At 63.9% G+C, this 20,357-nt stretch carries 15 protein-coding genes; 8 read left to right on the top strand and 7 right to left on the bottom strand.

Translation table 11 applies throughout. From position 1 onward, the window contains the following. Nucleotides 1–54: 54 nt before the first annotated feature. From lepA to pdxJ, 6 genes are all read left to right on the top strand, one after another. Nucleotides 55–1,854: a translation elongation factor 4 gene (lepA, locus tag AC07VU_RS01540; protein ID WP_007932152.1), complete on the top strand. Its 1,800-nt coding sequence runs from the start codon at nucleotides 55–57 to the stop codon at nucleotides 1,852–1,854. Nucleotides 1,855–1,859: 5 nt separating this feature from the next. Continuing rightward, nucleotides 1,860–2,714, top strand: coding sequence for a signal peptidase I (gene lepB / locus AC07VU_RS01545; protein ID WP_007932153.1), 855 nt, complete (start codon nucleotides 1,860–1,862; stop codon nucleotides 2,712–2,714). 213 nt (nucleotides 2,715–2,927) lie between these two features. Continuing rightward, complete coding sequence (rnc, locus tag AC07VU_RS01550; protein WP_009042306.1) at nucleotides 2,928–3,617, top strand: ribonuclease III; 690 nt, start codon at nucleotides 2,928–2,930, stop codon at nucleotides 3,615–3,617. Then, nucleotides 3,610–4,512 carry a GTPase Era gene (gene era / locus AC07VU_RS01555; protein WP_007932155.1) on the top strand — a complete coding sequence of 301 codons (903 nt, stop codon included), beginning with the start codon at nucleotides 3,610–3,612 and terminating at the stop codon, nucleotides 4,510–4,512. The genes rnc and era overlap by 8 nt, the downstream gene beginning before the upstream one ends. Before the next feature lie 121 nt (nucleotides 4,513–4,633). Next, on the top strand, nucleotides 4,634–5,323 hold the full coding sequence (gene recO / locus AC07VU_RS01560; protein WP_007932161.1) for a DNA repair protein RecO: 690 nt from the start codon (nucleotides 4,634–4,636) through the stop codon (nucleotides 5,321–5,323). A gap of 127 nt (nucleotides 5,324–5,450) precedes the next feature. Then, nucleotides 5,451–6,194, top strand: coding sequence for a pyridoxine 5'-phosphate synthase (pdxJ, locus tag AC07VU_RS01565; protein WP_007932164.1), 744 nt, complete (start codon nucleotides 5,451–5,453; stop codon nucleotides 6,192–6,194). Between the two features lie 118 nt (nucleotides 6,195–6,312). On the opposite strand, the gene mltF is transcribed toward pdxJ, so the two are convergent. Beyond that, nucleotides 6,313–7,773, bottom strand: a complete 1,461-nt coding sequence (gene mltF / locus AC07VU_RS01570; RefSeq protein ID WP_053259738.1) for a membrane-bound lytic murein transglycosylase MltF — start codon at nucleotides 7,771–7,773, stop codon at nucleotides 6,313–6,315. Nucleotides 7,774–8,060: 287 nt separating this feature from the next. On the opposite strand from mltF, the gene purL reads away from it, so the two are divergent. Further along, complete coding sequence (gene purL, locus AC07VU_RS01575) at nucleotides 8,061–11,957, top strand: phosphoribosylformylglycinamidine synthase (RefSeq protein WP_495029445.1); 3,897 nt, start codon at nucleotides 8,061–8,063, stop codon at nucleotides 11,955–11,957. Between the two features lie 5 nt (nucleotides 11,958–11,962). Further along, nucleotides 11,963–12,274 carry a YqfO family protein gene (locus tag AC07VU_RS01580; protein ID WP_007927731.1) on the top strand — a complete coding sequence of 104 codons (312 nt, stop codon included), beginning with the start codon at nucleotides 11,963–11,965 and terminating at the stop codon, nucleotides 12,272–12,274. Between the two features lie 78 nt (nucleotides 12,275–12,352). Here the strand turns inward: AC07VU_RS01580 and nagE are convergent, their stop codons facing one another. The 6 genes from nagE to AC07VU_RS01610 form a co-directional block, all read right to left on the bottom strand. Next, nucleotides 12,353–14,071, bottom strand: coding sequence for an N-acetylglucosamine-specific PTS transporter subunit IIBC (gene nagE / locus AC07VU_RS01585; RefSeq protein WP_495029446.1), 1,719 nt, complete (start codon nucleotides 14,069–14,071; stop codon nucleotides 12,353–12,355). 26 nt (nucleotides 14,072–14,097) lie between these two features. After that, nucleotides 14,098–16,620: a phosphoenolpyruvate--protein phosphotransferase gene (gene ptsP, locus AC07VU_RS01590; protein WP_495029447.1), complete on the bottom strand. Its 2,523-nt coding sequence runs from the start codon at nucleotides 16,618–16,620 to the stop codon at nucleotides 14,098–14,100. A gap of 30 nt (nucleotides 16,621–16,650) precedes the next feature. Then, entirely contained in the window at nucleotides 16,651–17,673 is a 1,023-nt protein-coding gene (locus AC07VU_RS01595; RefSeq protein WP_274305614.1) for an SIS domain-containing protein, read from the bottom strand. Continuing rightward, nucleotides 17,654–18,760: an N-acetylglucosamine-6-phosphate deacetylase gene (gene nagA, locus AC07VU_RS01600; protein ID WP_274305615.1), complete on the bottom strand. Its 1,107-nt coding sequence runs from the start codon at nucleotides 18,758–18,760 to the stop codon at nucleotides 17,654–17,656. Before nagA ends, AC07VU_RS01595 begins: the two co-directional genes overlap by 20 nt. A gap of 57 nt (nucleotides 18,761–18,817) precedes the next feature. Further along, nucleotides 18,818–19,549 (bottom strand): GntR family transcriptional regulator, encoded by a 732-nt coding sequence (locus AC07VU_RS01605; protein WP_009042314.1) that lies wholly within the window; start codon nucleotides 19,547–19,549, stop codon nucleotides 18,818–18,820. A gap of 295 nt (nucleotides 19,550–19,844) precedes the next feature. Next, the gene (locus tag AC07VU_RS01610; RefSeq protein ID WP_007927719.1) at nucleotides 19,845–20,348 is read right to left on the bottom strand and encodes a L,D-transpeptidase family protein; all 504 of its coding nucleotides are present in this window, start codon (nucleotides 20,346–20,348) and stop codon (nucleotides 19,845–19,847) included. Nucleotides 20,349–20,357 lie beyond the last annotated feature (9 nt).

Genomic DNA, 20,357 nt, shown 5'->3' on the forward strand with positions numbered 1-20,357 from the left:
ATTCCCGGCTATTTTTCGGCGGGCTATGCCTGCAGCCTTTTTGAGTGTTGATCCGTGAGTGATTTGAGTCATATCCGCAATTTCTCCATCATCGCCCACATTGACCATGGCAAGTCGACTCTGGCCGATCGCTTCATCCAGATGTGCGGCGGCCTGGCCGAGCGTGAAATGGAAGCCCAGGTCCTGGACTCCATGGACCTTGAGCGGGAACGCGGGATCACCATCAAGGCCCACAGCGTTACCCTCTATTACAAAGCCCGCGACGGCATCACCTACCAGCTGAACTTCATCGACACCCCTGGTCACGTGGACTTCACCTATGAAGTCAGCCGGTCGCTGGCGGCCTGTGAAGGCGCCTTGCTGGTGGTCGACGCCGGCCAGGGCGTGGAAGCGCAGTCGGTCGCCAACTGCTACACCGCCATCGAGCAGGGCCTGGAGGTCATGCCGGTGCTGAACAAGATCGACCTGCCGCAGGCCGATCCGGACCGGGTCAAGGAAGAGATCGAGAAGATCATCGGTATCGATGCCACCGACGCCGTGACCTGCAGCGCCAAGACCGGCCTGGGTGTCGACGAGGTGCTGGAGCGCCTGGTAACCACCATTCCCGCGCCGACCGGCAACATCGAGGATCCGCTGCAAGCGTTGATCATCGACTCCTGGTTCGACAACTACCTGGGCGTCGTGTCCCTGGTTCGCGTGCGCCATGGCCGCGTGAAGAAGGGCGACAAGATCCTGGTCAAATCCACCGGCAAGATCCACCTGGTGGACAGCGTCGGTGTATTCAACCCGAAACACACCGCCACCACCGACCTGAAGGCCGGTGAAGTAGGCTTCATCATCGCCGGTATCAAGGACATTCACGGTGCGCCGGTAGGTGACACCCTGACCCTGAGCTCGACTCCCGATGTCGAAGTGCTGCCCGGCTTCAAGCGCATTCAGCCGCAGGTCTACGCCGGCCTGTTCCCGGTCAGCTCCGATGACTTCGAAGACTTCCGCGAAGCCCTGCAAAAGCTCACGCTGAACGACTCGTCGCTGCAATACACCCCGGAAAGCTCCGACGCACTGGGCTTCGGCTTCCGTTGCGGCTTCCTCGGCATGCTGCATATGGAAATCATCCAGGAGCGCCTGGAGCGCGAGTACGACCTGGACCTGATCACCACGGCGCCGACGGTGATTTTCGAACTGCAACTGAAGAATGGTGAGACGATCTACGTCGATAACCCATCGAAGTTGCCGGATCTGTCGTCCATCGAAGATATGCGCGAGCCGATCGTGCGGGCCAATATCCTGGTGCCGCAGGAGCACCTGGGTAACGTCATTACCCTGTGTATCGAGAAGCGCGGCATACAGCACGACATGCTGTTCCTCGGCAGCCAGGTCCAGGTGACCTACGACCTGCCGATGAACGAAGTGGTCCTGGACTTCTTCGACCGCCTCAAATCCACCAGTCGTGGCTATGCTTCGCTGGATTATCATTTCGATCGCTACCAATCGGCTAATCTGGTCAAGCTGGATGTGCTGATCAACGGTGAGAAGGTCGACGCCCTGGCATTGATCGTGCACCGTGACAACGCGCACTACAAAGGGCGTGCGTTGACCGAAAAGATGAAGGAACTGATTCCTCGGCAGATGTTCGACGTGGCAATCCAGGCCGCCATTGGTGGGCAGATTGTGGCGCGGACAACCGTCAAGGCGCTCAGAAAGAACGTGCTGGCCAAATGCTACGGTGGTGACGTTAGCCGTAAGCGCAAGCTGTTGGAAAAGCAGAAGGCCGGTAAGAAACGCATGAAGCAAGTGGGTAACGTGGAGATTCCACAAGAAGCCTTCCTTGCTGTGCTCAGGTTGGATAGTTAGGTCCTATGTCGCTAAATTTCCCGCTGTTGCTGGTCATCGCCGTCGCCGTCTGCGGCCTGTTGGCGTTGCTCGATCTGGTCTTTCTGGCGCCGCGCCGGCGTGCCGCCATTACCAACTATCAGGGCAGCGTCAGCCAGCCGGATGGGCTGGTCATCGAGAAACTGAACAAGGAGCCGATGCTGGTCGAGTACGGCAAATCGTTCTTTCCGGTACTGTTCATCGTGCTGGTGCTGCGTTCGTTCCTGGTGGAACCGTTTCAGATTCCTTCGGGATCGATGAAACCGACCCTGGATGTGGGCGACTTCATCCTGGTGAACAAGTTTTCTTACGGGATCCGCCTGCCGGTGATCGACAAGAAAATCATCGAGGTCGGTGATCCGCAGCGCGGCGATGTGATGGTGTTCCGCTACCCGAGCGATCCGAACGTCAACTACATCAAGCGTGTGGTCGGCCTGCCGGGCGACGAAGTGCGCTACACCAGCGACAAGCGCCTGCTGGTCAACGGCCAGTCGGTCGCTGAGCAGTTGGTCGGCTCCGAGCCGGGTACCCTGGGCAGCGCGGAGCTCTACAAGGAAAAACTCGGCGCCGCCGAGCACCTGATCCGCAAGGAAATGAGCCGCTACCGGGCCACCCCGGATCGTCAATGGACCGTGCCTGCCGGGCACTACTTCATGATGGGCGACAACCGCGACAACTCGAATGACAGCCGCTACTGGGATGACCCAAGCATTCCCAAGGACCTGCTGGGCATGGTTCCCGACAAGAATATCGTCGGCAAGGCCTTCGCAGTCTGGATGAGCTGGCCCGAACCGAAACTCAGCCACCTGCCGAATTTCTCGCGGGTTGGCCTGATCAAGTAATCAAACACGGCGCTGTTGAACACAGCGCCGAATGCTTTTCTGGATCTTGTAGAACACCGGCCCGCCAGGTTCGGCAGCCTCCCAGGCGTCACCAGAAGCAGCAGTCAACGATATTCAGGATGTGGATTTGAACACAGCGTTAATTGCCACAGGCACCTCGTGCCTTGTCTCCAAGGTGGTGAAATTCAACCACGAACTCAGCGTGGGTAAACCGTGAGCGTTTCTTTGAGCCGTCTCGAGCGTCAGCTCGGTTATACCTTCAAGGACCAGGAACTGATGGTCCTGGCCCTCACTCACCGCAGTTTTGCCGGGCGCAACAACGAGCGCCTGGAGTTCCTCGGTGACGCCATCCTCAACTTCGTCGCCGGCGAAGCGCTGTTCGAGCGTTTTCCCCAGGCTCGCGAAGGCCAGCTGTCGCGTCTGCGCGCGCGCCTGGTGAAGGGGGAAACCCTGGCCGTACTGGCCCGTGGTTTCGATCTGGGCGAATACCTGCGCCTGGGTTCCGGTGAGTTGAAAAGCGGCGGCTTCCGCCGTGAGTCGATCCTCGCCGATGCCCTGGAAGCGCTGATTGGTGCGATCTATCTGGATGCCGGCATGGAGGTCGCGCGCGAGCGCGTGCTGTCCTGGCTGACGTCCGAGTTCGACAGCCTGACGCTGGTCGACACCAACAAGGACCCCAAGACCCGCCTGCAGGAATTCCTGCAGTCGCGTGCCTGTGAGCTGCCCCGCTACGAAGTGGTGGATATCCAGGGTGAGCCCCATTGCCGGACGTTCTTCGTCGAATGTGAAATCACCCTACTGAACGAAAAAAGCCGAGGTCAGGGTGTGAGCCGTCGCATTGCCGAACAGGTAGCGGCCGCCGCAGCACTGATTGCCCTGGGCGTGGAGAATGGCCATGACTGATACAACCGCAACACGCTGTGGCTATGTTGCCATCGTCGGCCGTCCGAACGTGGGCAAGTCCACGCTGCTGAACCATATCCTGGGGCAGAAGCTGGCCATCACCTCGCGCAAGCCGCAGACCACTCGGCACAACATGCTCGGCATCAAGACCGAAGGCGCCATCCAGGCGATCTACGTCGACACCCCGGGCATGCACAAGAGCAACGAGAAGGCGCTGAACCGCTACATGAACAAGACCGCCTCGGCGGCCTTGAAAGACGTCGACGTGGTGATTTTCGTCGTTGACCGCACCAAGTGGACCGACGAAGACCAGCTGGTGCTGGAGCGTGTGCAGTACGTGCAGGGCCCGGTGATCCTGGCGATCAACAAGACCGACCGCATCGAGGACAAGGCCGAGCTGATGCCGCACCTGACCTGGTTGCAGGAGCAGTTGCCGAATGCCGAGATCGTCCCGGTGTCGGCCCAGCAAGGCCACAACCTGGAAGCCCTGGAAGGCCTGATCGCCAAGCACCTGCCGGAAAACGATCACTTCTTCCCGGAAGACCAGATCACCGACCGCAGCAGCCGTTTTCTCGCCGCCGAACTGGTGCGCGAGAAGATCATGCGCCAGCTGGGTGCCGAGCTGCCGTACCAGATCACCGTGGAAATCGAAGAGTTCAAGCAGCAGGGCAAGACCCTGCACATTCATGCCTTGATCCTCGTCGAACGCGACGGCCAGAAGAAAATCATCATTGGCGACAAGGGTGAGCGCATCAAGCGCATCGGCATGGAAGCGCGCAAGGACATGGAGCTGCTGTTCGACTCCAAGGTCATGCTCAACCTGTGGGTCAAGGTCAAAGGCGGTTGGTCCGACGACGAGCGCGCCCTGCGTTCGCTGGGCTACGGGGACCTGTAATCCTGCCTCGTCACCGGCGCCTCGTTCCTGCAACGTGCAGGGCGAGCCGCTGGCGATAAAGGTTCAACGAACCTTCCCGTGGACCTGTCACTTTCTCAAGCCTTGAGATCCCCCGACACCTATGTCCAGTAACGCTCCCATCGGCCAGCCCGCTTATGTCCTGCACAGTCGCGCCTATCGCGAGAGCAGTGCATTGGTGGACTTCCTCACGCCCCAGGGGCGGCTGCGCGCGGTGTTGCGCGGCGCGCGGGGCAAGGCCGGGACCCTGGCGCGGCCGTTCGTGCCGCTGGAAGTCGAATTTCGTGGGCGCGGCGAGCTGAAGAACGTCGGGCGCATGGAAAGCGCGGGAACCTCCACCTGGCTCAACGGCGAGGCGCTGTTCAGCGGCCTCTACCTCAATGAGCTGCTGATCCGCCTGCTGCCCGCCGAAGATCCGCATCCGGCGATCTTCGAGCACTATGCGGCAACCTTGCTGGCTTTGGCCGAAGGCCGTGCCCTCGAACCCTTGCTGCGTGCGTTCGAATGGCGCCTGCTGGACGACCTGGGCTACGGCTTCGCCCTGGACATGGATATCCACGGCGCGCCGATTGAGGCGCAGGGCATGTATCGCCTGCAGGTGGATGCCGGTCTGGAGCAGGTTCACCTGTTGCAACCAGGCCTGTTCAACGGCACCGAGCTGCTGGCCATGGCGCAAGCCGACTGGAGCGCCCCTGGCGCGCTGGCGGCGGCCAAGCGCCTGATGCGCCAGGCACTGGCGGTGCACCTGGGCGGTCGGCCCTTGGTCAGTCGCGAATTGTTTCGCAAGCCCTAGTCGTCCCATTACGCCAATACGCTCGAATCCTGCCTGGCTTGCTCGTGCGACCGAAAGCCGGCAGTTATTTTCGCCAGCGGACACTATATGCTGTGCACCGAATCTCTAACTCCTCAGGAGCGCTTCCGTGACCACCAGCAATCGCATTCTTCTTGGCGTGAACATCGACCACGTAGCCACCCTGCGTCAGGCTCGGGGCACCCGTTACCCTGACCCGGTCAAGGCGGCGCTGGACGCGGAAGAGGCGGGGGCCGACGGCATCACCGTGCACCTGCGCGAGGACCGCCGGCATATCCAGGAGCGCGACGTGCTGCTGCTCAAGGACGTGCTGCAAACCCGCATGAACTTCGAGATGGGCGTCACCGAGGAAATGATGGCGTTCGCCGAGCGCATCCGTCCGGCGCACATCTGCCTGGTTCCGGAAACCCGCCAGGAGCTGACCACCGAGGGCGGCCTGGATGTCGCCGGGCAGGAAGCGCGGATCAAGGCCGCCGTAGAGCGGCTGTCGAAGATCGGCGCCGAAGTGTCGCTGTTCATCGACGCCGATGAGCGGCAGATCGCCGCCTCTCGCCGCGTGGGCGCGCCAGCCATCGAGCTGCACACCGGGCGTTATGCCGATGCCGAAACGCCGAGCGAGGTGGCCGAGGAACTGCGGCGCGTGGCCGACGGCGTGGCTTTCGGCCTGGGCCAGGGCCTGATCGTCAATGCCGGCCACGGCCTGCATTACCACAACGTCGAGGCGGTCGCGGCGATCAAGGGCATCAACGAGTTGAACATTGGCCATGCGCTGGTGGCCCATGCGCTGTTCGTCGGTTTCAAAGGCGCAGTGGCGGAGATGAAGGCGCTGATCCTGGCGGCGGCCAAGGCCTGACGGAGACTCTGTAGCCGCTGCCGCAGGCTGCGATCGACCGGAACGGTCGTGGCGATTTTACGGTTGTCCAGGCCCTGTGGGCCTATCGCAGCCTTCGGTAGCGGTTACGACAGAGGGTTTAAAGCGGCGGGGTTTCCTGGGTCGGCTTGGTCTTGTCCACGCCCGGCACGTGCAGGTTGCCCTCGGCCACCTGGTCGCCTTCCAGCTGCGGCTGCGTGACCCAGGTCAGGATGTCGTAGTAGCGACGGATGTTGGCGACGAAATGCACCGGCTCGCCGCCCCGGGCGTAGCCATAGCGGGTCTTGCTGTACCACTGCTTCTGCGAGAGACGCGGCAGCATCTTCTTCACGTCCAGCCACTTGTTCGGGTTCAGCCCTTCCTTTTGCGCCAGCTTGCGGGCGTCGTCCAGATGGCCGCTGCCGACGTTATAGGCGGCGAGGGCGAACCAGGTGCGGTCCGGCTCTTCGATCTTGTCGTCCAGCTGATCCTTCATGTACGCCAGGTACTTGGCGCCGCCCTGGATGCTTTGCTTGGCGTCCAGGCGGTTGGACACGCCCATGGCCTGGGCGGTGTTCTGGGTCAGCATCATCAGGCCGCGCACGCCGGTCTTGGAGGTGACGCTCGGTTGCCACAAGGATTCCTGGTAGCCGATGGCCGCCAGCAGGCGCCAGTCGACCTTTTCTTCCTTGGCCGAGGCCTTGAAGTGCTTCTCGTATTTGGGCAGGCGCTGCTGCAGGTGCTGGGCAAAGGTGTAGGCGCCGACATAACCCAGGACGTCCACATGCCCGTAATAACGGTCCTTCAGGCGCTGCAGGGTGCCATTCTTCTGCACCTTGTCGAGGAAGGCGTTGATTTCGTTGAGCAGGCTGTTGTCTTCGCCGGCGGCCACGGCCCAGCTCTGGTTGCTGGCATCGCCAAGGTCGAAGGCCACGCGGATATTGGCGAAATACACCTGGTTCATCGCCACTTCGTTGGAATCCACCAGGGTCAGGTCGATCTGCCCCTCGTCGACCATGCGCAGCAGGTCGACCACTTCGACCTCGTCGGACTCTTCGTATTGAATGCCGGGGTATTTCAGCTTGAGTGCGGCCAGTTGCTCGGCGTGGGTGCTGCCCTTGAGCACCATGATCTTCTTGCCGACCAGGTCGCCCGCGTCAGTGGGGCGGGACTGGCCGTTGCGGTAGATGATCTGCGGGGTGACTTCCAGATAGGTGTGGGAAAACCGGACTTGCTGCTTGCGTTTCTCGCTGCTGACCAGACCGGCAGCAGCCAGCACCGGGCCGTTAGGTTTACCCAACTGGTCGAAGAGGTCGTCGAGGTTGTCTGCGGTTTCGATCTTCAGCGTCACCCCCAGGTCGTCGGCGAAACGTTTCACCAGCTCGTATTCGAAGCCGGTTTCACCGTTGCGATCCTGAAAGTAGGTGGCCGGGCTGTTACGGGTGACCACCCGCAGCACGCCATCCTCCTTTACTCGCTCGAGCGTGCTGGGTTTCTCAACGCAGGCACTGAGCATCAGGAAGAGTCCGGTTGCGATGAGCCATCGGGCACAGCGCGGACGTAAAGCCATAGGGGAAAACATCTGCGCAGTATACGCAAAGGACAACAACCGCCATATCTCGACAGCGAAGGGCTTGTCTGCTAGAGGTTCCAGCCCCCGGCCAGAGCCCTCGGGAATGGGTCTTCGGGGCCCGTGGAGAGGGGTGAAATAACCCTGCTGAATGGTCCTGACGAGCCTTTGTCACAGGGTGCTACGCGCGGGCCGACGTCTGGCCGCGCTCGGGCGTGCCGTTTCGGGTGCCGTCGCGGGCGGTTTACGCTAGAATGCACGGCCTCAAAGCACACCCCCTTCCCGAGGCTGTCCCGAAGATGTTGATCCTGCGCGGCGCTCCTGCCCTTTCTGCCTTTCGCCACAGCAAACTCCTTGAGCAACTGAGCCAGAAGGTTCCAGCTGTCAGTGGCCTGTATGCTGAATTCGCTCACTTCGCCGAAGTTACCGGCGTCCTGACCGGCGACGAACAGCAGGTGCTTGCGCGCCTTCTGAAGTACGGCCCAAGCGTACCGGTGCAAGAACCTACCGGTCGTCTGTTCCTGGTGCTGCCGCGTTTCGGCACCATCTCGCCATGGTCGAGCAAGGCCAGCGATATCGCCCGCAACTGTGGCCTGAGCAAGATCCAGCGCCTGGAGCGCGGCATTGCCTTCTATGTGGCCGGTGAATTCAGCGACGCGCAAGCGCAGTTGATCGCCGACACTCTGCACGACCGCATGACCCAGATCGTGCTGGGCAACCTGGAGCAGGCTGCCGGCCTGTTCAGCCATGCCACGCCGAAGCCGTTGACCGCCATCGATATCCTCGGTGGTGGCCGCGCCGCGCTGGAACAGGCCAACACCGAACTGGGCCTGGCCCTGGCCGAAGACGAAATCGATTACCTGGTCAACGCCTTCCAGGGCCTCAAGCGCAACCCGCATGACATCGAACTGATGATGTTCGCCCAGGCCAACTCCGAGCACTGCCGTCACAAGATCTTCAACGCCAGTTGGGACATCGACGGCCAGAGCCAGGAAAAAAGCCTGTTCGGCATGATCAAGAACACCTATCAGATGCACAACGAAGGTGTGCTGTCGGCTTACAAGGACAACGCCTCGGTGATCGTCGGCAATGTCGCCGGCCGTTTCTTCCCGAACCCTGAAACCCGCCAGTACGGCGCGGTGCAGGAGCCGGTGCACATCCTGATGAAGGTCGAGACGCACAACCACCCGACCGCCATCGCCCCGTTCCCGGGCGCATCCACCGGTTCCGGTGGCGAGATCCGCGATGAAGGTGCAACCGGGCGTGGCGCCAAGCCAAAGGCCGGCCTGACCGGTTTCACCGTATCCAACCTGCAGATCCCAGGCTTCGAACAGCCGTGGGAAGTGCCGTACGGCAAGCCTGAGCGCATTGTCACCGCGCTGGACATCATGATCGAAGGCCCGCTGGGCGGCGCCGCGTTCAACAACGAATTCGGTCGTCCGGCCCTGACCGGCTACTTCCGTACCTTCGAACAGTCGATCGCCACCCCGCACGGTGACGAGGTTCGTGGTTACCACAAGCCGATCATGCTGGCCGGCGGCATGGGCAACATTCGCGAAGAGCACGTCAAGAAAGGCGAGATCGTCGTCGGCTCCAAGCTGATCGTCCTCGGTGGCCCGGCGATGCTCATCGGTCTGGGTGGCGGCGCCGCTTCCTCCATGGCCACCGGCACCAGCTCGGCGGATCTGGACTTCGCTTCCGTTCAGCGTGAAAACCCGGAAATGGAGCGCCGTTGTCAGGAAGTCATCGACCGTTGCTGGCAGCTGGGCGACAAGAACCCGATCAGCTTCATCCACGACGTCGGCGCGGGCGGTCTGTCCAACGCCTTCCCGGAACTGGTCAACGACGGCGACCGCGGTGGCCGTTTCGAACTGCGCAACATTCCAAACGACGAGCCGGGCATGGCCCCGCACGAAATCTGGAGCAACGAATCCCAGGAACGCTACGTTCTGGCCGTCGGCCCGGCCGACTTCGAGCGCTTCCAGGCCATCTGCGAACGTGAGCGTTGCCCGTTTGCCGTCGTCGGTGAAGCCACCGCCGAACCGCATCTGACTGTCACGGACAGCCACTTCGGCAACAGCCCGGTGGACATGCCACTGGAAGTGCTACTGGGCAAGGCGCCGCGCATGCACCGTTCGGTGGTTCGCGAAGCCGAGCTGGGCGACGATTTCGACCCGTCGAACCTCGACATCGGCGAAAGCATCGAGCGCGTCCTGCATCACCCGGCCGTCGCGAGCAAAAGCTTCCTGATCACCATCGGCGACCGCACCATCACCGGCCTGGTGGCCCGTGACCAAATGGTCGGCCCATGGCAGGTTCCGGTGGCTGACGTGGCCGTCACCGCCACCAGTTTCGACGTCTACACCGGTGAAGCCATGGCCATGGGCGAGCGTACTCCGCTGGCGCTGCTGGACGCCCCGGCGTCGGGCCGCATGGCCATCGGCGAAACCCTGACCAACATCGCCGCGTCGCGCATCAACAAGATCTCCGACATCAAGCTGTCGGCGAACTGGATGTCCGCCGCCGGCCACCCGGGCGAAGACGCACGGCTGTACGACACCGTGAAAGCGGTCGGCATGGAGCTGTGCCCTGAGCTGGGTATCACCATTCCAGTGGGCAAGGACTCGATGTCCATGGCCACGCGCTGGAACGACAAAGGCGAAGAAAAAACCGTGACCTCGCCGATGTCGCTGATCGTGACCGGTTTCGCGCCTGTGGCGGACATCCGCCAGACCCTGACCCCGCAACTGCGCATGGACAAGGGCACCACCGATCTGGTCCTGATCGACCTCGGTCGTGGCCAGAACCGCATGGGCGCCTCGATCCTCGCCCAGGTGCACGGCAAGCTCGGCAAGCAGGCCCCGGACGTCGATGACGCCGAAGACCTGAAAGCCTTCTTCGCGGTGATCCAGGGCCTCAACGCCGACGGTCACCTGCTGGCTTACCACGACCGTTCCGACGGTGGCCTGCTGACCAGCGTGGTGGAAATGGCCTTCGCCGGTCACTGCGGCCTGAACCTGAACCTCGACGCCCTGGCCGAGAGCTCGGCCGAGATTGCCGCCATCCTGTTCAACGAAGAGCTGGGTGCGGTGATCCAGGTGCGCCAGGACGCAACCCCGGATGTGCTGGCGCAGTTCAGCGCCGCCGGCCTGGGCGACTGCGTGGCGGTGATCGGCCAGCCGGTCAACAACGGCCATATCAACATCACCTTCAACGGCGAGAATATCTTCGCCGGCGAGCGTCGCCTGTTGCAGCGCCAGTGGGCTGAAACCAGCTACCAGATCCAGCGCCTGCGGGACAACGCCGACTGCGCCGAGCAGGAGTTCGACGTCCTGCTGGAAGAAGACAACCCGGGCCTGAGCGTCAAGCTGAGCTTCGACGTCAACCAGGACATCGCCGCGCCTTACATCAAGAAAGGCGTGCGTCCCCAGGTTGCCGTGCTGCGCGAGCAGGGCGTCAACGGCCAGGTGGAAATGGCCGCGGCGTTCGACCGTGCCGGCTTCAACGCGATCGACGTGCACATGAGCGACATCCTCGCCGGTCGCGTCGACCTGAACGACTTCAAGGGCATGGTCGCCTGCGGCGGCTTCTCCTACGGCGACGTACTCGGCGCCGGCGAGGGCTGGGCCAAGTCGGCACTGTTCAACAGCCGTGCCCGCGACGCCTTCCAGGGCTTCTTCGAGCGCAGCGACACCTTCACCCTCGGCGTGTGCAACGGTTGCCAGATGATGTCCAACCTCCACGAGCTGATCCCGGGCAGCGAGTTCTGGCCGCACTTCGTGCGCAACCGGTCCGAGCAGTTCGAGGCCCGTGTGGCGATGGTCCAGGTCCAGGAGTCGAACTCGATCTTCCTGCAGGGCATGGCCGGTTCGCGTATGCCGATCGCCATCGCCCACGGCGAAGGCCATGCGGAATTCGAAAGCGCAGAAGCGCTGCTTGAAGCCGACCTGTCCGGTTGCGTGGCCCTGCGTTTCGTCGACAACCACGGCAAGGTCACCGAAAGCTACCCGGCCAACCCGAACGGCTCGCCGCGCGGGATCACTGGCCTGACCAGTCGCGACGGCCGCGTCACCATCATGATGCCGCACCCTGAGCGGGTATTCCGCGCCGTGCAGAACTCCTGGCGTCCGGAAGAGTGGAACGAAGATGCGGCGTGGATGCGCATGTTCCGTAACGCTCGCGTGTGGGTGAACTAAGACCCGTGTACAAGCTCAGCTTTTTCGTCCCGCCCAGCCACGTGGATGTGGTCAAGAACGCCGTATTCGCCGCCGGTGGCGGACGGATCGGCGCTTACGACCAGTGCGCGTGGCAGGTGCTGGGCCAGGGCCAGTTTCGCCCGTTGGACGGCAGCCAGCCGTTTCTCGGGCAGACCGGCCTGGTCGAGCAGGTGCAGGAATGGAAAGTCGAGCTGGTGGTGGCCGACGAGTTGATCCGTAGCGTGGTGATGGCCCTCAAGCAGAGCCATCCCTACGAGACACCGGCTTATGAAGTCTGGCGTCTGGAAGACTTCTAAGGCCCCACCCATGAAAAAGCCCGCTGAACCGGTAACGGTCAGCGGGCTTTTTTGTGCCTGCTCTCCGGCAGGAGAGGGTCAGACCTTGACGCTGACCTCGCTGCGGTTGATCAGGCTATCCAGTGCTTGGCTCAGGCTCGCGGCCTTTTCCCCGATCAGCAGGTGCCAGACGCCATCGTCGAGCTGGCTGGAACCCTGGCAGCCGAGGTTCTTCAGCTGGCATTCCGACAGCGCCTTGTTGTCGCCCAGTTGCACCCGCAGACGGGTCATGGCCACGCAGTCCAGTTGCAGCACATTGTCGCTGCCACCGAAGGCGTCCAGCCATTTCACGGCTTCCTGGGGCGCAATGCTCACCGCTGGCGGTGCTTCGAAGGCGGCGGCAGGGCCTGGCTGTTCCAGTGGCTTGCCGCCGCTGGGCATGGCCAGGCGGATTTCATCGGCGATGCTGTCGGCCAGCGGACCGACCACCACCTGCAGGCTGCCGCCCTTGCCGGGACGCACCACGGCCATGGCGCCAAGAGCCTTGAGGGCACTGTCCGATGCTTTGCTGCGGTCGGCCAGTTCCAGGCGCAGGCGGGTGGTGCAGGCACCGACGGTTATCAGGTTGTCCGCGCCGCCCAGGGCCTGGATATAGGCACCGGCGCGCTGATTGTTGGTCATGGCGGCTTTTTCGCTGCCCGGGGTGTCTTCGCGGCCCGGGGTTTTCAGGTTGAAGCGTTTGATGCAGAAGTCGAACACCAGATAGTAGATCACCGCGTACAGCAGGCCCACCGGGAACACCAGCCAGCCGTTGGTGGAGCGGCCCCAGCCGAGGGCCATGTCGATGGCGCCGCCGGAAAAGGTGAAGCCCAGGTGGATGTTCAGCAGGTTGGTCAGGGCCATGGACAGGCCGGTCAGCAGGGCATGCACCAGGTACAGCATGGGGGCGAGAAACATGAAGGCGAATTCGATCGGCTCGGTGACCCCGGTCAGGAACGAGGTCAGGGCCATCGACAGGAAAATCCCGCCCATCACCTTGCGCCGCTCCGGCAGTGCATTGCGGTACATGGCCAGGCACGCCGCCGGCAGGCCGAACAGCATCATCGGGAACATGCCGGTCATGAACTGGCCGCCCTTGGGGTCGCCGGCGAAGTAGCGGGTCAGGTCGCCGGTGACCACGGCGCCAGTGGCCGGGTCGGTGAAACTGCCGAAAATGAACCAGGCCATGTTGTTCAGGATGTGGTGCAGGCCGGTGATGATCAGCAGGCGGTTGAACACACCGAAAACGAAGGCACCGAGGCTGCCGCTTTCCATCAGCAACTGGCCGAAGCTGTTGATGCCGTGCTGGATCGGCGGCCAGATCAGGCCGAACACCACCCCCAGGCCGACGGCGCTGAAGCCGGTGACGATCGGCACGAAGCGCCGCCCGCCAAAGAACGCCAGGTATTCCGGCAGCTTGATGTCCTTGAAGCGGTTGTACAGGGCACCGGCCAGCAGGCCGCTGATGATCCCGGCGAGCATGCCCATGTTGATACTGGCATCGAGCACCTTGAGGGTCGCCACCATCACCAGGTAGCCGATGGCCCCGGCCAGGCCGGCGGTGCCGTTGTTGTCCTTGGCGAAGCCCACGGCGATGCCGATGGCGAAGATCAGCGCCAGGTTGGCGAAGATGGTCTGGCCGGCATCGTGGATGATCGCGATGTTCAGCAGGTCGGTGTCGCCCAGGCGCAGCAGCAGGCCGGCGATCGGCAGGATCGCGATCGGCAGCATCAGGGCGCGGCCCAGGCGCTGCAGGCCTTCGATGAATAATTGGTACATGGCGTGTCTCCCGGTGTTCTTGTTATTCAGCTCAGGGGCCAGTGTTGGTGGCAGGCATGACGCACCGCCGAGGCACTGCTCAGGTTCAGCAGGTCATGGCTGAGGCGTCGGCATTGCGCAGCGTCCAGTTGGCGGACCCGCTCCTTGATTTCGCCCACTTGCGGTGGGCTCACCGACAGCTCGCTGACCCCCAGGCCGATCAGCACCGGCGTCGCCAGCGGGTCGGAGGCCAGGGCGCCGCACACGCCGACCCAGCGCCCATGCCTGGCCGCGCCGGTGCAGGTCTGGGCGATCAGCCGCAACAACGCCGGGTGCAGCGCATCGACCCGGGCGGCCAGGCCGGCATGGTCACGGTCCATGGCCAGGGTGTATTGCGACAGATCGTTGGTGCCGATGGAGAGGAAGTCGGCGTATTCGGCCAGTTGCTCGGCGAGCAGGGCGGCGGCCGGGACTTCGATCATCACCCCCAGCTCCGGGCGCTGGCTGATCCCCAGCTCGGCGCACAGGCAATCGATGCGTTCGCGGATATGCAGCAGTTCGTCGAGCTCGCTGACCATCGGCAGCAGGATGCGGCAGCGTTGCAGCGGGCTGACCTGCAGCAGGGCCCGCAGTTGCTGGTCGAGCAGTTCCGGGCGGGCCTGGGCCAGGCGAATGCCGCGCAGGCCCAGCACCGGGTTGGCTTCCACCGGCAGCGGCAGGTAGTCCAGTTGCTTGTCGCCACCCACGTCGATGGTGCGGATGATCACCGACTTGTCGCCCATGGCGTCGAGCACGGCCTGATAAGCCAGGCGCTGCTCCTGTTCGTCGGGGGCGGTATGCCGGTCGACAAACAGAAACTCGGTACGCAGCAGGCCGACGCCATCGGCACCGTTGGCATGGGCGCCCTGGGCTTCCTGGCTGGAGGCGACATTGGCGGCGACCTCGATCGCCTGGCCATCGAGGGTCCTGGCCGGCAGTTGGGCCTGTTGCTGTTGTTGCTCGCGGCGTTGCTGGCGGAGCAGATGGTTCTGCCGCACCTGTTCGATACGCGTGCTGTCCGGTGTCAGTTCCAGGCGCCCGTGGTCGGCATTCAGCACCACTTGCTGGCCTTGCGGTACATCGAGAAGCTCCGAGCCCAGGGCCACCAGGCAGGGCAGGCCCTTGCCGCGCGCCAGGATCGCCACATGGGAGGTGGCGCCGCCGGCCGCCATGCACAGGCCGGCAGCGCCTTGCTCGCTCAGTTGCAGCAGGTCGGACGGGGTCAGTTCGTGGGCCGCGACTATGGCGCCGGCCGGCAACTGGTAATGCCAGGCCTCGCCGAGCAGGGCGCGCAGGACCCGCTGTTGCAGGTCGCGCAGGTCGTTGGCGCGTTCGGCGAGCAGGGCATTGCCCAGTTGCAGCAGGACCTCGCACTGTTCGCCGATGGCGTCGCTCCAGGCGTGGGTGGCGGCGCGTCCCTGGCCGATGCTCTGGCGGGCGGCGTCCAGCAGCGCCGGGTCTTCGAGCAGGGCCAGATGGGCGGCGAAGATCGCTTCTTCCTGGTTGTCCTTGCGTTGCCGGGCGTGCTCCAGGGTGCCGCGAATGTCGCTGCGAACCTTGTCCAGGGCCAGGTCCAGCGCCTGCAGTTGCTCCTGTGGCGGGTGACCGCCGCTGTCTTCGGGCAGGGTCATGGCGGTCAGGTGAAACAGCGGCCCGCAGACCAGCCCGGGGGCGGCGCAGACGCCCTGGATCACCCCGGCTTCGGCGGGGCGCTGGGGCGCGACGGCCTTCACCGCTGGCGCCGCGGCATGGGCGTCTTCGGCCATCGGGGTGGCGAGGGCGTCCAGCAGCGCCAGCAGGGCGGCCTTGCAGTCCTTGCCCTGGCAACTGACCCGCACCTCGTCCTGCTCGCCGACCCCCAGCCCCATCAGGCTGACCAGGCTGTCGCAGGACGCCGACTTGCCGTTGAAATGCAGGTGCGCCTTGCTGCTGAAACCCTGGGCGGTCTGGCGGATCAGCGCGGCCGGCCGGGCATGCAGGCCGCCGCGATGATTGACCCGGGTCTGGCCTTCCACCTCGTCGGTCGAGGTGTCACCCGCTTCCGCCTGGGCCGTATTGGCCGCGCGTGGAACGATGTGCAGCAGCGGTTCGCCGACTTTCACCGATTTCAGGGTGATGGGCAGGGTCTGGAAGTGTTCGCTGTTGGTCAGGATCATCAGGCTGATCAGGCTTTTGCTGTTGCGCGCGACCTGGTCGAGATCGAAGCGCAGCAGGGCCTGGCCGCTGCTGACCCGGGCGCCTTCCTGCACCAGCATGGAGAAACCCTCGCCTTGCAGCTGGACCGTGTCCAGGCCCAGGTGCAGCAGCAGTTCCGCGCCATTGTCGGCGCGCAGGGTCACCGCGTGGCCGGTGCGGGCGGCATGCACCACCACGCCGGCGCAGGGGGCGTGCAGGGTGTTGTTCAGCGGGTCGATGGCGATCCCGTCGCCCATGGCGCCGCTGGAAAACACCAGGTCGGGCACCCTGGCGAGGGTGAGCACCGGGCCGCTCAAGGGAGCGCCGAGCGTCAGGTCTTTATTGTTGTTGTGCATGGCGCAGTACTCATCCGTTGAAGGAAAGGCTCAGTGGGTGCGGGTCACTTTGCTCAGGTGCCGTGGCTGGTCCGGGTCCATGCCCCGGGCCTCGGCAAGGCTTGCGGCCATGCCGTAGAAACTCTGGATCGCCAGGATCGGATCGAGGGCCGGGTGTTCGGCCCGTCCCAGGGTCAGGTCGCGTTCGACGATGTCGTCCGGCGCCGCCAGCAGCACCCGGGCGCCACGCTGGCGCATGTCGGCGGCAAGGCTGATCAGGCCGGCCTGCTCCGCTCCCCGTGGGGCGAACACCAGCAGCGGGTAGTTGTCGCCGATCAGCGCCATCGGACCGTGGCGAACCTCCGCGCTGCTGAAGGCTTCGGCCTGGATCGCCGAGGTTTCCTTGAGTTTCAGCGCCGCTTCCTGGGCGATGGCGAAACCGGCGCCACGGCCGATCACCATCAACCGTTGGCTATCGCGCAAGGCCTCGACGGCCGGGCTCCAGTCCTGGGTCGCGGCTTCGCGCAGGCCCTGGGGCAGGGCGAGGCCGGCTTCCAGCAACTGCGCGTCCTGTTTCCAGTGGGCGATCAGGCGGGCGCTGGCGCTGAGGGTGGCGATAAAGCTCTTGGTTGCCGCCACGCTGCGTTCGGCGCCGGCGTGCAGCGGTAGGCAGAATTCGCTGGCGGCTTCCAGTGGGGTGTCCTGGGCGTTGACCATGGCCACGCTCAAGGCCCCGCGTTTGCGCAGCAGGCGCATGCTGTTGACCAGGTCGGGGCTCTGCCCGGACTGGGAAAAGGCGAATGCCGCCTGGCCGCTGACCCGCAGCGGCGCCTGTTGCATGGTCACCACCGACATCGGCAGGGATGCGACCGGGAAGCCCAGATGCTGCATGGTCAGGTAGGCGAAGTAGCTGGCGGCATGGTCGGAGCTGCCGCGGGCGACGGTCATCACTACTTGTGGCGGCTGGCGGTTCAGGCGCCCGGCCACCTCGATCAGTTGCGGGTCCAGGTGCTGCAACTGGCCTTCGACGGCCGCGGCGGCGGACAGCGCCTCTTCAAGCATTTTTGAAGTCAATGTCTTCTCCTTCGACCATCACGGCGGTCAGTGTGAGTGAGCGGTCCAGGCACACGCAGTCGGCCCAGCTGCCGACCTGCAAGCGCCCGCGTTCGGCCAGGCCGAGATAATCGGCGGGAAACTGTGACAAGCGTTGCGAAGCCTCGGCCAGGGGCAGGCCGATCTTCACCAGGTTGCGCAAGGCCTGGTCCATGGTCAGGGTGCTGCCGGCCAGGGTGCCGTCCGGCAGGCGCACGCCGCCCAGGCATTTGGTCACGGTGTGGCTGCCGAGCTTGTATTCGCCGTCCGGCATGCCGGCCGCCGCGGTGGAGTCGGTCACGCAGTACAGGCAGGGGATCGAGCGCAGGGCCACGCGCATGGCGCCGGGGTGCACGTGCAGCAGGTCGGGGATCAGTTCCGCGTACTGGGCGTGGGCCAAGGCGGCACCGACTATGCCGGGCTCGCGGTGATGCAGTGGGCTCATGGCGTTGTACAGGTGGGTGAAGCTGGTGGCCCCGGCGTCGAGTGCGGCCACGCCTTCCTCATAGCTGCCCAGGGTGTGGCCGATCTGCATGCGGATGCCGCGGGCGCTGAGAGCGCGGATCAAGGCGTCATGGCCGGCGATTTCCGGGGCGATGGTGATCACCCGGATCGGCGCCAGGCGCAGGTATGCCTCGACTTCGGCCATCAGTGCGGTGTGGGCGAAATTGGGCTGGGCACCGAGCTTGCCCGGGTTGATGTACGGGCCTTCCAGGTGCACACCGAGTACCCGGGCGCTGCCGCTGGGGCGCTGTTCGCAGTATTCGCCCATGGCGCCCAGGACCCGGGTGATCTCCTCGGTCGGCGCGGTCATGGTGGTGGCCAGCAGCGAGGTGGTGCCAAAACGCACGTGGGTGCGGGTGATGGTCTCGAACGCCGGGGCGCCTTCCATGATGTCCTTGCCGCCGCCGCCGTGCACATGCAGGTCGATGAAGCCCGGCAGCAGGTAGGGCAGGTCGTTGTTCGTCGGGTCGCAGGGGCTGCCTTCGATGCCGGTGACCTTGCCGTCCCGGTGGTTCAGGTGGCCGCGAATCCAGCCTTGCGGGGTGAGGATGTTGTGTTCGGACATGGGCAGCTCTCTGGGACGGGTTCTTGGCGACTTGGCGGCCTGGCTCGGCGGCCTGGTTTAGCGACGTAGCTCGGCGACGAAGTCGTAGTAGTCGTTGCGGCAATAGGTGTCGGTGACTTCGATCGGGGTGTTGTCCTCGAGGTAGCCGACACGGGTCATCAGCAGCATCGCAGTGCCGGGGGCGATGCCCACCAGGGCGGCGAACTCGGCGGAGGCGTTGATCGCCTGGATATGCTGCAGGGCACGGACCACCGGGCGGCCGATGCCATCGAGGTAGGCGTAGAGCGAGTCGCCCACGGCATCCGGCTGGGCAATGATCGTGGCCGGCAGGGTGCTCATTTCGATCGCCATCACCGTGTCGTCGGCTTTGCGCAGGCGCTTGAGGCGCGCCACCTTGTCGTTCGGCGACAGGCCGAGGCGGATCAGTTCTTCGTGGGTCGGCGTGGTGATTTCCCGCTCCAGCCATTGGGAGCCGGGCACGAAGCCCTTGAGGCGGAGCATTTCGCTGAAGCCCGACAGCCGCGACAGCGGTTGTTCCAGGCGCGGGGTAATGAAGGTGCCGGAGCCCTGGCTGCGGCGGATCAGGCCTTGTTCGAACAGCACTTCCAGGGCCTTGCGCGCGGTGACGCGGGAGATATTGAGCATCTCGCTCAGGTTGCGTTCCGAGGGTAGGGCCTGTTCGGCTTTCCACTGGCCGGCATGGATCGCGGCTTCAAGGTTGCGCGCCAGTTGCAGGTACAGCGGGGTCGGCTGGGTATCGTCAGGGCGCAGGGCCAGGATGTGGTTCATCTGTCGAGATTCCGATGCGTTATTGGTTTGTTGTCGCCCGGTAATGTGGCGAAAACTAATACCACTTAAATACCATGTCAACGCCAGTAGTGTGACGATGACGCACGAAGACAGGCGCTTTATGGGCGTTGGCGGGGATGGTTTGGGGAAGTGGTATTAGGGCGGTCTGGCCGTGAATGCGAAAATCGCAGGGGCGGCGGTTTTTCGAACGGGAATTGGTATTCACCTTTCGAAGCCGGCGCGGCCTGCGATTTTTTTTGTAACTGAGGTGTTTTAGCGGCGTTTCAGCGAGAGGTCAGGGGCGGATTTCGATCATCGTGCCGTCCGGGACCAGGCCCCAGACTTCGCGCATGTCGACGTTGCGCATGGCGATGCAGCCGTCGGTCCAGTCCAGGGTATGGAAGTACTGCTCCGGGTAGTCTTCGCTGTCCGGAGTGCCGTGGATCATGATCATGCCGCCGGGCTCCACGCCCTCGCGGCGCGAGCGGGCGGAATCGCTGATGTTCGGGTAGGAGATATGCATGGCCAGGTTGAAGCGGTCGCTAGTCTTGCGCCAGTCCAGCCAGTAGAAGCCTTCCGGAGTGCGCTTGTCGCCTTCCATGAGCTTCGGCCCCTTGGGTCGTTTACCCAGGGAAATGCGGTAGGTCTTGATGGGTTTGCCGTCGTTGATCAGTTGCAACTGATGGGCCGACTTGAGGACCAGGACTTTTTCGATGACCTTGCCGTTCAGGGTATCCGTCGCGGAGGCGTGGGAGACCGCGATAACCGAGTAGCAGAAAAGAGCGAGCAACCAGCGCATGAAACGATA

This window comes from Pseudomonas sp. GW821-FHT02B10 (genome assembly GCF_059421865.1).